This window comes from Cellulomonas sp. ES6 (assembly GCF_030053835.1).
In the GTDB taxonomy this organism is placed as follows: Bacteria; Actinomycetota; Actinomycetes; order Actinomycetales; family Cellulomonadaceae; genus Cellulomonas.
In genome coordinates this window covers 214927-227571 of sequence record NZ_CP125655.1, presented here as the reverse complement: position 1 = coordinate 227571, position 12645 = coordinate 214927, and the positions used below count along the sequence as shown (strand labels likewise).

At 71.8% G+C, this 12645-nt stretch carries 13 protein-coding genes; all 13 read right to left on the bottom strand.

Annotation, left to right across the window (positions count from 1 at the left end):
* Positions 1-36: 36 nt before the first annotated feature.
* Positions 37-1167 (bottom strand): 3-dehydroquinate synthase, encoded by a 1131-nt coding sequence (gene aroB, locus P9841_RS01030; RefSeq protein ID WP_283320277.1) that lies wholly within the window; start codon positions 1165-1167, stop codon positions 37-39.
* Positions 1164-1736 carry a shikimate kinase gene (locus tag P9841_RS01025; protein ID WP_283320276.1) on the bottom strand — a complete coding sequence of 191 codons (573 nt, stop codon included), beginning with the start codon at positions 1734-1736 and terminating at the stop codon, positions 1164-1166. Before P9841_RS01025 ends, aroB begins: the two co-directional genes overlap by 4 nt.
* The gene (aroC, locus tag P9841_RS01020) at positions 1733-2923 is read right to left on the bottom strand and encodes a chorismate synthase (RefSeq protein ID WP_283320275.1); all 1191 of its coding nucleotides are present in this window, start codon (positions 2921-2923) and stop codon (positions 1733-1735) included. Before aroC ends, P9841_RS01025 begins: the two co-directional genes overlap by 4 nt.
* A gap of 75 nt (positions 2924-2998) precedes the next feature.
* Positions 2999-3829, bottom strand: coding sequence for a hypothetical protein (locus P9841_RS01015; protein WP_283320274.1), 831 nt, complete (start codon positions 3827-3829; stop codon positions 2999-3001).
* 3 nt (positions 3830-3832) lie between these two features.
* Complete coding sequence (locus P9841_RS01010; RefSeq protein ID WP_283320273.1) at positions 3833-4531, bottom strand: PilN domain-containing protein; 699 nt, start codon at positions 4529-4531, stop codon at positions 3833-3835.
* Positions 4528-5592 (bottom strand): type IV pilus assembly protein PilM, encoded by a 1065-nt coding sequence (gene pilM / locus P9841_RS01005; protein WP_283320272.1) that lies wholly within the window; start codon positions 5590-5592, stop codon positions 4528-4530. Before pilM ends, P9841_RS01010 begins: the two co-directional genes overlap by 4 nt.
* Before the next feature lie 84 nt (positions 5593-5676).
* Complete coding sequence (locus P9841_RS01000; RefSeq protein WP_283320271.1) at positions 5677-6471, bottom strand: prepilin peptidase; 795 nt, start codon at positions 6469-6471, stop codon at positions 5677-5679.
* A gap of 43 nt (positions 6472-6514) precedes the next feature.
* Positions 6515-8395, bottom strand: a complete 1881-nt coding sequence (locus P9841_RS00995) for a hypothetical protein (RefSeq protein WP_283320270.1) — start codon at positions 8393-8395, stop codon at positions 6515-6517.
* Positions 8386-8970: a PilW family protein gene (locus tag P9841_RS00990; RefSeq protein ID WP_283320269.1), complete on the bottom strand. Its 585-nt coding sequence runs from the start codon at positions 8968-8970 to the stop codon at positions 8386-8388. The genes P9841_RS00995 and P9841_RS00990 overlap by 10 nt, the downstream gene beginning before the upstream one ends.
* Positions 8967-9395, bottom strand: a complete 429-nt coding sequence (locus tag P9841_RS00985) for a type IV pilus modification PilV family protein (RefSeq protein ID WP_283320268.1) — start codon at positions 9393-9395, stop codon at positions 8967-8969. The genes P9841_RS00990 and P9841_RS00985 overlap by 4 nt, the downstream gene beginning before the upstream one ends.
* Before the next feature lie 77 nt (positions 9396-9472).
* On the bottom strand, positions 9473-9874 hold the full coding sequence (locus P9841_RS00980; protein WP_283320267.1) for a type IV pilin protein: 402 nt from the start codon (positions 9872-9874) through the stop codon (positions 9473-9475).
* A gap of 161 nt (positions 9875-10035) precedes the next feature.
* A complete protein-coding gene (locus P9841_RS00975) occupies positions 10036-11262 on the bottom strand; it encodes a type II secretion system F family protein (protein ID WP_283320266.1) in 1227 nt (408 codons plus the stop codon).
* Positions 11262-12437 carry a type IV pilus twitching motility protein PilT gene (locus tag P9841_RS00970; RefSeq protein ID WP_283320265.1) on the bottom strand — a complete coding sequence of 392 codons (1176 nt, stop codon included), beginning with the start codon at positions 12435-12437 and terminating at the stop codon, positions 11262-11264. Before P9841_RS00970 ends, P9841_RS00975 begins: the two co-directional genes overlap by 1 nt.
* Positions 12438-12645: the final 208 nt, after the last annotated feature.

Sequence of the window (12645 nt, the reverse complement as noted above, 5' to 3'; positions counted from 1 at the left end):
GTATCGGGGCGAACAAGGCTGTGGCCTTGTCCGGTGTCAGCCCAGCGAGAGGCCGCGCGGGGCGGCGACGCCCTCGGAGATCTCGGCGTACGCCGCCACGAGCAGCGCCGGGTCGGGGCCCTCCAGCCGCGCCGGCCGGGCCACGTCGTCCAGCACGACGAACCGCAGACGGTCGCCCCGGGTCTTCTTGTCCCGCCGCATCGCCGCGTGGAGCTGGTCCCAGCGGTCGCCGCGGTACGACGTCGGCAGGCCGAGGCCCTCGAGCACCGACCGGTGCCGCGCGACGACGGCCTCGTCCAGGCGCCCCGCGAGCCGCGCGAGCTCGGCGGCGTACACCATGCCCACCGACACCGCGGCGCCGTGCCGCCACGAGTAGCGCTCCACGTGCTCGATGGCGTGGCCCAGCGTGTGGCCGTAGTTGAGGATCTCGCGCAGCCCCTGCTCGGTGAGGTCCTCCCCCACGACCCGGGCCTTCACCGCCACCGACCGCTCGACGAGCTCGGCCAGCACCGGCGACGCGGCGCCGCGCACCGGGTCGGTGATCTCGTCGCGGTGCGCCTCGACCAGGTCGAGGATGCGCGGGTCGGCGATGAACCCGCACTTCACGACCTCGCCCAGCCCCGCGACGTAGTCGTGCCGCGGCATGCTCTCCAGGGCCGCCAGGTCGCACAGCACCCCGGCCGGCGGGTGGAACGTGCCCACCAGGTTCTTGCCCTCGGCGGTGTTGATGCCCGTCTTCCCGCCGACGGCCGCGTCGACCATCGCGAGCAGCGTCGTCGGCACCTGCACGACCTTCACGCCCCGCAGCCACGTCGAGGCCACGAAGCCCGCGAGGTCCGTCGTCGCGCCCCCGCCGAGTCCGACCACCGCGTCGCTGCGCGTGAAGTCGGCCTGCCCCAGCACCTGCCAGCAGAACGCCGCCACCTGCGCCGTCTTGGCCGGCTCCGCGTCCGGGACCTCCGCCAGCAGCGTCTCGTAGCCCTGGGCGGTCAGGTCCTCGCGGACCGTCTCGGCCGTCGCGGCCAGCGCCGCGGGGTGGATGACCAGGACCTTCCGGACGCCGTCGCCCAGCAGGCGCGGGAGCTCGCCCAGCAGGTGCCGGCCGATCAGCACCTCGTACGGCCGCTCCCCGCGGACCTCGACCGCCCGTGCCCCGCCGCCGCTCATGCGCCCGTCCCTCCGTCGACCTCGCCGTGCCCGCCCTCGCCGCCCTCGGCGATCCGCGCGGCGACCTCGTCCGCGACCTGCTCCGGCGTGCGCCCGTCGGTCGCCACCGACCACGACGCGACCTGCTCGTACACGGGGCGGCGCTCCTCCAGGAGCTGCTGCCAGCGCGCCCGCGGGTTGCCGAGCAGCAGCGGTCGCGCCTGGTTGAACCCCACGCGCGGCGCGGCGTGCCGCAACGACACCTCCAGCAGCACCACGACGCCGCCGCGCGCGCGGTAGGCCCGCAGCGCCTCACCGGTCGCCGGGTGCAGCACCGCGCCGCCGCCCAGCGCGAGCACCACGCCATCCGCGGCGAGCGCCGCCCGCGTCGCCTCGTGCTCGAGCTCCCGGAACCGCGGCTCGCCGTCCTCGACGAAGACGTCCGCGACCGGCTTCCCCGCCGCCCGGGCGACGTCCGTGTCGGTCTCCCGCACGGGGACGCCCCAGCGCGACGCGAGCAGCGCGGCGACGGTCGACTTGCCCGCCCCGGGCGGACCGACGAGGACGACCCGCGGGCCGGTACCGGTCACCGCAGCAGGTCGGGCACGGACGCGACGTACGCCTCGAGGTTGCGCCGCACCTCCCCGACCGAGTCGCCGCCCGTCTTCTCCAGCAGCGCGTCCGCGACCACCAGCGCGACCATCGCCTCCGCGACGACCGCCGCCGGCGGGACCGCGCACACGTCGGAGCGCTGGTGCTGGGCCTTCGCCGGCTCGCCGCTGGCGGTGTCGACCGTGTCCAGCGCGCGCGGCACCGTCGAGATCGGCTTCATCGCCGCGCGCACGCGCAGCACCTCGCCGTTCGTCATGCCGCCCTCGAGCCCGCCCGCTCGGTTGCTGCGGCGCCGGATCACGCCGTCGGCGTCGCGCTCCATCTCGTCGTGCGCCTGCGACCCGCGCCGCGTCGCCGTGCGGAACCCGTCGCCGACCTCCACGCCCTTGATCGCCTGGATGCCCATGAGGGCGCCCGCGAGCCGGGCGTCCAGGCGCCGGTCGGCGTGCACGTACGACCCCAGGCCCGACGGCAGGCCGTACACCAGCACCTCGACGACTCCGCCCAGCGTGTCGCCGTCCTTGTGGCACTCGTCGATCTCGGCCACCATCGCCGCCGACGTCGCCGCGTCGAAGCAGCGCACCGGGTCCGCGTCGAGCGCCGCGACGTCGTCCGGGCCGGGCAGCGCCGCGTCGTCCGGGACCGCCACCGGGCCGATGCCCACCACGTGCGACACCAGCCGGACACCCGCCGCCTGCTCCAGGAACCGCGCCGCCACCGTGCCGAGCGCCACCCGCGTGGCCGTCTCCCGCGCGGACGCCCGCTCCAGCACGGGACGCGCGTCGTCGAACGCGTACTTGCGCATCCCGACCAGGTCGGCGTGCCCGGGCCGCGGCCGCGTCAGCGGCGCATTGCGCGCACGGTTCAGCTTCTCCGGGTCGTCCACCGGGTCCGCCGACATCACGTCGACCCACTTCGGCCACTCGGTGTTGCCGATCTCGATCGCCACCGGGCCGCCCTGCGACAGCCCGAGGCGCACGCCGCCGAGGATCCGCACCTCGTCCTGCTCGAACTTCATGCGCGCGCCGCGGCCGTACCCCAGCCGCCGCCGCGCCAGCGCGTCGCGGATGTGGGCCGACTCGACCTCGACACCCGCGGGGAGGCCCTCCAGGACGCCCACCAGGGCGGGGCCGTGCGACTCACCGGACGTCAACCAACGGAGCATGGTCGCGATCCTCCCATGTCGGGCGGGCAGCACCGCGCCCCGGTCCACGGGGTGGGCCGGGGCGCGGGGAGGGGGTCAGGCCCCCGCGGTACCGCCCGACAGAGGGCTGGAGTCCTGCGGCTCCACCGACGGCGGGGAGGTGCCGTCGTCGTCGGCGCCGTCATCGGGGCGCGGGTCGTCGAGCACGAACAGGTACCCGGAGAGCACGACCTCCGCGTCGCCCTCCTGCGTCGCAGGACGCCCGTCGCTCGCGGCCTGCTCCGGCTGACCCGTGACGGTCACGTCCGTGACCAGCAGGAGCCGACCGTCGGCGGACTGCAGATCGCCGACGAACCCGGTCGTCGCCGGGAAGGAACCCATCACCGTGAGCGAGATCGGGACCGCCTGGAACCCGTCGAGCTGGGACGCGAGCTCCGCCATCGCCTGTGCGAGCGCCTGGCTCTGCGCTTCGTCCTGCTCGGTACCGGGCGTCGCGCTGGGAGCGGGGGTCGCGGTCGCCCCGTCGGTCGGAGCGGCACCGTCGGCCGGAGCCGCCGACCCGTCGAGCTGCGACTGGCTCGGGACGACACCTGTCGGGACGCCAGGGGTGACAGAGGTGACGGTCACGCCGCGCGCGGCTGCCACCTCGTCGATGCGCCGCAGGTACTCGGTCAGGTCGGCGTCGGTCGGGATCCCCGCGCGCAGCGTCTCGAGCTGCGCCTCGTACTGGGACAAGTTCGGGGCGTCCGCGACGAGCGCGTCGAGCTTCGCCTGCAGCCCCGCGTTCTGCGCCTCGACCGACTCCGTCTGGATGCGTGTGTCGGAGGCGTCGGAGAGCGCCGGCGAGACGCCCAGGAACCACGTCCCAGCCATCAGCCCGGCGGAGAGCACGCCGGCCCCCGCGGCCCAGGTCTTGCGTGTGGCCACGGCTCAGCCCTCCTTCTCGGGGGAGAATCGGCCCGACATCGCGTCCTCGGTCAGCGTCGCCGTGAGCTGCACGCGGTAGAAGATCGTGCCGTCCTCCCCGCTGTACGTCGCCGAGCCGACCCACGCGTCGACCACACCCGGCACGGTGAGCAGCTGCTCGACCCAGGCCGACGTGTCCGGGAGCGTCGACGAGCGCGCGACGACGGTCACCGACCCGAAGCCCTCGGTCGTCGACTCCGGCGTCACCAGCTGTTCCTGGGTGCCGACCACCGAGTCCGCCTGCAGCCCGATCGACTCGAACGTCACACCCTCCGGCGCCGTGACGGCCAGCGACCAGAGGTACTGGCTCCACTCGACGTCGGTCGTCATCGCGATGCGACGCAGGTCGGTCGCGCGGGCGAGCTCGGTCTGCGTGCGCTGGAGATCCGCGTACTGCTGCGTGTCGGCGGCGATCCGGCCGGTCTCGGCCTGCGCCATCACGAGCTCGTCCTGCGCGTCGGCCGCGACCACGAGCGAGGCACCCCACGCGAGGCCGCAGACCCCCAGCACGCCGAGGATGCCGATGGCCAGCCAGCGACGCACGCGACTGAGCTCGCGCGCCTCCCGGACCTCGGGCGGCAGCAGGTTGACACGCGGCACCATCGGCGTCAGGGACGGCGCGACGACGGTGTCGGAGCCCTGACGCTCCACGGTGGCGGTCATGCCGCCGCTCCGTAGGCCAGCCCGAGCGGCATCGCCATCATCGTGCCCATCCCGTCCCCGATCATCGGCGCGACCGCCTTCTCGACCCGGACGTCCGCCAGGACGTCGCCGTACGCGACGGGCAGCCTGCTCGCGCTCGCGAGGAACTGACCGAAGCCCGGGAGGTGCGCGCCGCCGCCGGTGAGCAGCACGCCCTCGATCCCCGCTCCGGGGTGGTTGCCCTGGTAGTACACGAACGTGTTGCGGATCGCCTCGACGAGGCCGGTGACCACCGACGAGATGACGTCGCCCGCGCTCTGCAGCTCCGGCGGCGCCTGGAACCCGATACCGGCCTCTCGCTTGAGGTTCTCCGCCTCGGGCGCCGCGATGCCGAGGCGAGAGGCCAGCGCGGTCGTGACCTGCTGGCCGCCGAGCGGGATCGTCCGGACCAGGCGCGGGACCCCGTGAGCGGCGACCACGACCTGCGTGGTGCTGGCGCCGATCTCGACGACACCCACCACGCGCCCGGCGTACTGACCGCGGACAACGGCGCGCATGAGGGCGAAGGCCGACAGGTCGACCATCAGCGGACGCAGGCCCGCGGACTCGACCGCCATGACGTTCGCCCGGACGGTGTCCCGCTGCGCGGCCACCAGCATCCCGTGCATGACCCGACCCTGCGCACTGTCGCTCTGGCCTGTCGGGAAGTAGTCGAGGAGCGCCTCGTCGATCGGCATCGGGAGGAGCTCCTGCACCTGGAACGGGAGTGCGGCGCGGATCTGGTCCGGCGGCATCCAGGGCAGGTCGAGCTCGCGGACGATGACGCGCTGGTTGCCGACGCCGATGGCGACGTCCTTCGAGGAGAAGCGCTGCTCCGCCCACAGCCGCCGGATGGCCCCGGCGACGATCTCCGGCTCCGCGACCTCGCCGTCGCGCACCGCTCCGGGCGGGAGCGGCTGCGATCCGAAGCGGGTGAGGGTGGCGCCCGCTCTGACGCGCTTCCCGGCCGGGGCCAGCGCGACTTCTGCTGCCCGGACCGCACTGGTGCCGATGTCGAGTCCGATGACGCGCGGTGCGGCCACGTGCTCCTCCTCCCGGTGGTGGACTAGAGCACCTATCGGCAGCGCACCCCGCGCGCTTGAGGAGCGCAGGCGGACGTCAGCCGCTCAGCCCAGCAGGCCGAGGTACCACGCTCCGACCGGCTCGCCGACGAGCAGCGCGAGCCAGGCGCCGAGCAGCATCCAGGGACCGAACGGGATCTGCGTCCGGCGTCCCGCGGCTCCGCGCACGACGAGGGCCACGGCGAACAGCCCACCGAGCAGGAACGCTGCGAACCACCCCACGACGAGCGTGGACCAGCCGAACCAGCCCAGGTACACGCCGAGCAAGCCGGCCAGCTTGACGTCGCCCAAGCCCATGCCCGCCGGGTACACCAGGACGAGCGCGAGGTAGGCCAGGAGCAGGAGCGCCCCGCCCAGCACAGCTCGACCGAACGCACCCCAGGACGGCTCCCCACCCGGGTCGGCCGCCGCCAGCGCGAGCAGCGCGAGCGAGACCGGGTACGAGGGGAGCACGATCGCGTCAGGGAGCCGGTGCACGTCGAGGTCGATCAGCCCGAGCGCGATCGACGCGGCTGCGAGGTACAGCAGCGCAGGGAGCGTCCACGACGGCCCCGTGACCCACGCGACGGCCGCGAAGGCGACCGCGGTCCCGCCCTCCACCAAGGGGTAGCGAACCGCGATCGGTCCACCGCAGTCCCGGCAACGGCCCCGTAGCACCAACCACGACAGCACCGGGACGTTGTCCCGCGCACGCACGCGGTGCCCGCAGTGCGGGCAGGCGCTCGGCGGCGCCACGACGGACTCTCGCCGGGGCACGCGCCAGACGACCACGTTGAGGAACGAGCCGATCAGGAGGCCGAGCACGCCGCACAGCACTGCGGTGACGAGCTCGACCCTCATCGGGTGACCGTAGTGGGACGCCCGGCGCGCTGACAGAGGCGGTTCATCCTGTGGCGTCGCGCTTCGACAGCAGCTGCAACGTGGTGGGCGTGGCAGGCGCGGGCGACCCCACCGGTGTGAGCGTCACCCCGGGGATGCCGATCGGTGTGTACGTGATCGTGGTGTCCACCGACAGGCTCAGCTCCCCTCCCCAGACCTGACCGGGGAACGTCTGGCTGTTGGTGAGCGTGACGCGGCACGGGCTGTACAGCATGAGCGGCATCGCCGAGCCGTACCCGACGGTGAAGTCGATGGTCCCCCGGTTGTTCGGGTACTGGCAGATCGCCCCGGTGTCCGCCGCCGGGACGATCATCCACATGGTGTGCGTCGCCCCGTCACCCGAGTTGATGTAGAAGTTGTTCGTCGCGTTGATCTTGGTCGCGATGATCGCGACGTTGGCCTTGAGCCGGATCTCGTGGGTGTTGTTCCACTCGATCCCGCCGGGGCACGCCGTGCGGGTGTCCACGACCGTGGCCGATCCGTAGGCGGACAGCGTGCTGGTCATCCAGTTCGTGTTGTTCGTGTCGGTGCAGGCAGACCCGGCAGGCCAGGTGACGACGGTGAAGCCCTGCGCCTGCCAGTCCGCCGGCTTGAAGGTCACGCGCGGGAAGGCGATCGTCGGCTGCGTGGTCGGCGCGGCGGGCGCGACGGCCGGCGTCAGACCCGTCTGACGGCTGTACGCGCCGGTGGGTGAGTTGATCGCGGTCCTGCTCACCCGGGCGCCGCCGATCATCGGGTCGGCCCACGCGTTGAACAGCGCGGCCGAGCGGAGCTGGCCCGTGATGGTGATGCTGCCGTCCATCCCCGTCGTCGCACCGGTCGTGGACGTGATGATGACGTCGCCGTTGATCCGCGACCCCCCTTGGAGGGAATCGAGCGACGCGACCCGCAGCGAGCCGATCGTGAAGGCGCCGTACGACTCCGACGAGCCCTGGGGCGACGTCACCATGCCCGAGACCGTGAGAGCCCCGTTGAGCTTCACGCGCTTCGCGACCCGGAAGTCGCCGCCCACACGGGTGCCCGCGAAGAGGTCGCCGATGCCCCCCGAGCTCGTGACGGTCCCCAGGACGGTCGAGCTCTGGAGCGAGACGTCGCCCGAGACGCTCGCGGAACCGCCGATCCACGGGCGCTGGCCGATCGCGTCGGACCCCCCGCCGGACATCGTGAGCCCACCGGCGGGCGCCACCGCGTTCCCACCGATGTACGCGTGACCGGACATGGTGACCCCGTCGCGGGCGTACACGTCACCGTTGACGCGGCACTCGTTCGACATGATGACCTTGCCCGCCGGGACGAACAGCGACCCCGTGATCGTCGCGGCGACCGAGCAGCCGAAGTCCCCCGTCGTGACGTACACGTCCCCCGAGGCCGTGACCTGCAGGTTGTTGGTCGCGTTGGTCGCGGAGCCGCCGAGGATCGCGTAGCCCGGCGACGGGGCCGGCGCCGCAGGCAGGTAGAAGACCGCTTCCATCGTCCGTGACTGGCCGGACGTGTTGCCCGCGACCGGCGCGGTCGACGCGAGGCCGACGGAGACGACCCTCTTATAGTCGCCGCCCGTGCAGCCGGGAGTGTTCTGCGCCGCCTGGCTGCCCGAGAACACGGTCACCGTGTAGCGGGGGTCGGTCCCCGCCGGCACCGTGGCCGTGCAGCCGGATGCCTTGAACAGCGCGGCGCTGGCGTCAATGCCCGCCTCGGCCGCCGCCTTGGCCTGCACACTCGCCCGGGTCGCGACGGTCACTCCCGTGCTGAACACGGTGGCCGTCATCAGGGACATGATGACCACGGCCGCTACGGCCATGAGTCCGATGACGGCGGCCATCGCGACGCCCTCGTCCGTGGGACGACCCCGAAGTCGTCGGCGGAGGCTGCGCAGCGTCAGAAGCATGGGGCGCTCCCGGTGTCCGAGCTGGGTAGGGGGTAGACGACGGACTCGACCTCGACGGGCTTGACCTTGCCCGCGGCGACGGAGAAGGACAGGGCCACCTGGGAACGGCCCGCCACCGTCGTGAGTGGCAGCAGGGCCGTTCCGGTGGACGGCGACACCTTGTCGATGATCAGCGACCAGGTCGAGGAGGTGGCCGGGTCGATCGCCGATGCGGCGGTCGTCCGGCGCAGCGTGTGCGCCGAGGGGTCGTAGGCGTAGGCCTCGCAGCGGGTGCTCGCGCCGCCTGCCGAGCCGGTTCGCGTGCGCATCCGCAGGATCTCGACACCCGACGGCGTCGTGAGGTGGCTGACAGCCGTGGCGTTCCGCACCGAGCGCTCCACGCTCGCCGCCGCGGTCTGCGCCTGGTTGGTCGCCTGCGTCAGGCTCGTCACGTCGCGCTGGGTGACCAGGGTGCGGTACATCGTCGCGCCCACGAGCAGCAGTACGACGATCCCGATGCTCATGGCCACGAGCAGCTCGACGAGCGTCATGCCGCTGTCCCGCGACCGACCAGGTTCCTCCGGCGCGGGGCTCATCCAGTGATCCAGATCAGCGTCGTGGCCTCCGCGATCACCTTCGTCGTGTCCGACTGGGGAGTCACCCAGGACCGGAACTTCACGGTCCCGCCTGTCGCGCACGTGCCAGTCAGCGCCCGGTGGGCGACCACGACCCGGCCGCGCGGGTCGGTCTGGGGCGTGAGCGAGGAGTCGGACACCGCAGTGAGGGCGGCGAAGGCGGTGAGGTCCGCGCATGTCGCCGGAACCGTCCGCACGCGTTCCATCTGGTCCGCGACGAGCTGCGTCGCCGAGGCCCGCGAGCCCATGGTGCTGGACACCCGCAGCGCGCCCACCAGAGCAGGGGCGAGGACGGCGAGCAGCAGGCCGAACAGCACCATGGCGACGACGATCTCGACGAGCCCGAGACCCTCGTCCTGCGCCAGCCCCTGGCGTTCTGCTCTCATCTTCCGACCTCCTTCACCGCAACGGCCGACGGGTGGGACGTGCGCAGCACGTCCCACCCGTCCGGATCAGCCCTCGATCACGGGCACGCGTTGTCAGAGATGCCGCTCGCCTGCGTGGTGTGGAACTGCTTCGTGGTCGCCGAGGTGGCCTCGATGCAGAAGGTCCCGGCCGTCCCGTCGTAGGAGTCGACGACCACCGTCACGTTCGGCGACGGCGTGAAGCCGATCAGCGCGTTCGTGACGTTCATGCCGGCGGTGATGGCCGCCGTGGGGTTCTCGGCGAGCACTGCGACGACGGCGGTCTTCGCGTTCGCGAGGTCCGACTTCGCGGCCGAGTCCTTCGCCTTGTTCTGCTGGTTGAGGTACACCGGGATCGCGACGGCCGCGAGGATGCCGATGATGATCACGACGACGAGGAGCTCGACGAGGGTGAAGCCCTTGTCCTTCTCCTCGATGGACTTGCGGATGCGTGCGAGCACGGCTGCTCCTTCGATCGAGCGTGTGGGAGGGAACTGTCAAAGCCAATTCCGGCGAACCATCTGCCGGCCGGGTCCTGCATCCGCTACATCGTCGTGGTCACCCGGCTCCTTGAGTGCTGGCACCCGTTCTTCACTCGAACGCCATCACCCCAAGGAGTGAGTCACTCCACGAGGTTGAAGATGTTGAAGATCGGCAGGTACAGCGCGATGATCATGCCGCCGATCACCACGCCGAGGAACGCGATCATCAACGGCTCGATGAGGCTCGTGAGCTGCTCCGTGGTGGCCTCGACCTCCTGGTCGTAGAACTCGGAGATCTTCTCGAGCATCAGCTCGATGGAGCCGGAGTCCTCGCCGACGGCGAGCATCTGGACGACCATCGGCGGGAACACGTCGTGCCTGCTCAACGGCCCTGTCAGGGACTCCCCGCGACGGACGCTGTCCTGCACGTCGGCGACCGCCCGCTCGATCACCCAGTTGCCGCTCGTCTCGCCCACGATCTCGAGGGCCTGGAGGATCGGGACGCCGGCGCCGAGCATGGTGCCGAAGTTGCGGGCGAAGCGCGAGATCGCCACCTTCTTGAAGAGCGTGCCGAACACCGGCGTGCGCAGACGCCAGGGATCGACCCGGCTGCGAACCCCGACATCGTGCTTGTGACGGTTCCACCAGAATGCGCCAAGAATGCCCGCGACGACGAGTGCGGGCCCGACCCAGCGAATCACCTGGGAGAACCAGACGAGGATCCGCGTGGGAAGAGGCAGCTCGCCACCCATCCCCTCGAACATGTCCTTGAAGATCGGCACGATGAAGATCAGCATCGCCGCGACCGCGACGATCGCCATGACGAAGACGACGACCGGGTACGTCATCGCCGACTTGATCTTGGCGCGGAGCTTGACCTCGGACTCGTAGTTGTCCGCGACGGACAGCAGCGCCTGCTCGAGGAACCCGCCCACCTCCCCGGCCCGCACGATGTTGACCATGAGCGGCGGGAAGGCCGTGGGGTGCTTGCCCAGGGCGGCGGACAGCGACTGCCCCGTCTCGACGTCGGTACGGACCTGCGCGAGCACTCTGGCGAGCGGCTTGCTCTCCGTCTGGTCCGCGAGGATGCCGAGCGCGCGGATGAGTGAGAGCCCCGCCGAGACCATCGTCGCGAGCTGACGCGCCATCACGGCAAGGTCCTTGAGCTTGACGCGGCCCCCTGAGCCCGACAAGTGGATCTCGCGCTGGAGCCCGGTCGTCTGCACCTCGGTGATCGACGTCGGCGCCAGCCCCATGGTCTTCAGACGGTTGGCGACCGCGGCCGAGCTCGCCGCGTCGATGCGCCCCTTGACCATCTTGCCCGCTCGGTCGCGGACGACGTACTCGTACGTCTTCGTCCCCGCCATCAGAAGGCACCTCCCCCGACCCCGTAGACCGGGGAACCGAACACGGGCGCGTCCGCGCGCACGGTTGCCGATCCCTGGACACCGCCCGAGAACCTCCCGGTCAGGCGGTTGAAGTCCTCGCTGTGGTGGCTCTTCTCCAGGCCGGTCTCGTAGGAGATCCGTCCCTGCTTCACCAGCTCCGCCAGGTGCTGGTCGAGCGTGTGCATGCCCTGCTGCGCACCGGCCTGCATCGCGGAGTAGATCTGGTGCGTCTTGCCCTCGCGGATCAGGTTCCGCACGGCGGACGTGGCGATCAGGACCTCCGTCGCGACCACCCGCGCCTGCGCATCGGAGCGCTTGCACAGCGTCTGGCACACCACGCCCTGGAGCGCGCCGGCGAGCTGGGTCCGCACCTGCGCCTGCTGGTGGGCCGGGAACACGTCGATGATGCGGTCGATGGTCTGAGCAGCGTCCTGCGTGTGGAGAGTTGCGAACACGAGGTGGCCGGTCTCGGCCGCGGTGAGAGCAACCGAGATCGTCTCCAGGTCCCGCAGCTCCCCGACGAGGATGATGTCCGGGTCCTGCCGGAGCACGTGCTTCAGCGCCGACGCGAACGAGTGCGTGTCCTGTCCCACCTCACGCTGGTTGATGAGCGATCGCTTGTGCCGGTGGAGGAACTCGATGGGGTCTTCCACCGTCATGATGTGGTCGGCTCGGGTCCGGTTCGCCAGATCGATGATGGCAGCGAGCGTGGTGGACTTGCCGGAGCCTGTCGGCCCGGTGACCAGCACGAGCCCACGGGGCAGACCGGCGAAGTTCGCCACCACGGGCGGGACGCCGAGCTGTTCGAGCGGCTTGATCTCGTACGGGATGACGCGGAAGGCGGCGCCGAGCGACTCACGCTGCTGGTACAGGTTGACCCGGAAGCGGGCGAGCCCTCGTACGGAGTACGACATGTCGAGCTCGAGGTCGGCCTCGAACTTCTCGCGCTGCTTCTGGGTCAGGACCGAGTACAGCGTGCGGCGCAGCGACTCGGCCTCCAGGCCGCCGAAGCCCTCGAGGGGCTGCAGGGCACCTGCGAGCCGGATCGTCGGTGCCGCGCCCGAGGTGAGATGCAGGTCCGATGCGCCAGCTTGCACCATCGCCGCCAGCGCTCCGTCGAGATCCAGGTCGCCGTCGACGCGCTGGATGCCCATCGACGCGCGCCCGCTGCCACCCCGCAGAGCGGCCCGCGTCGGGGCGGGCTCCGCCGCTGCCCGCGGCACTGCCGTGGGTGCGTGCGCCCCGGACACCGCAGCCCGTGACATCGGCGACGGCGCGGCGTACCCCGGAGACTGGTGGGTCTGCCCCGCGTACGGGTCGCCGACCCCCGGCACGGCCCCGCTGGACTCGGTCACCCTCGGA

Coding starts and splice junctions, on each gene's coding strand:
- aroB (WP_283320277.1), bottom strand. CDS start 1,167: ATGAGCGGCGGCGGGGCACGGGCGGTCGAGGTCCGCGGGGAGCGGCCG.
- aroC (WP_283320275.1), bottom strand. CDS start 2,923: ATGCTCCGTTGGTTGACGTCCGGTGAGTCGCACGGCCCCGCCCTGGTG.
- P9841_RS01010 (WP_283320273.1), bottom strand. CDS start 4,531: ATGACCGCCACCGTGGAGCGTCAGGGCTCCGACACCGTCGTCGCGCCG.
- P9841_RS01000 (WP_283320271.1), bottom strand. CDS start 6,471: ATGAGGGTCGAGCTCGTCACCGCAGTGCTGTGCGGCGTGCTCGGCCTC.
- P9841_RS00995 (WP_283320270.1), bottom strand. CDS start 8,395: ATGCTTCTGACGCTGCGCAGCCTCCGCCGACGACTTCGGGGTCGTCCC.
- P9841_RS00990 (WP_283320269.1), bottom strand. CDS start 8,970: ATGAGCCCCGCGCCGGAGGAACCTGGTCGGTCGCGGGACAGCGGCATG.
- P9841_RS00985 (WP_283320268.1), bottom strand. CDS start 9,395: ATGAGAGCAGAACGCCAGGGGCTGGCGCAGGACGAGGGTCTCGGGCTC.
- P9841_RS00975 (WP_283320266.1), bottom strand. CDS start 11,262: ATGGCGGGGACGAAGACGTACGAGTACGTCGTCCGCGACCGAGCGGGC.
- P9841_RS00970 (WP_283320265.1), bottom strand. CDS start 12,437: ATGGGCATCCAGCGCGTCGACGGCGACCTGGATCTCGACGGAGCGCTG.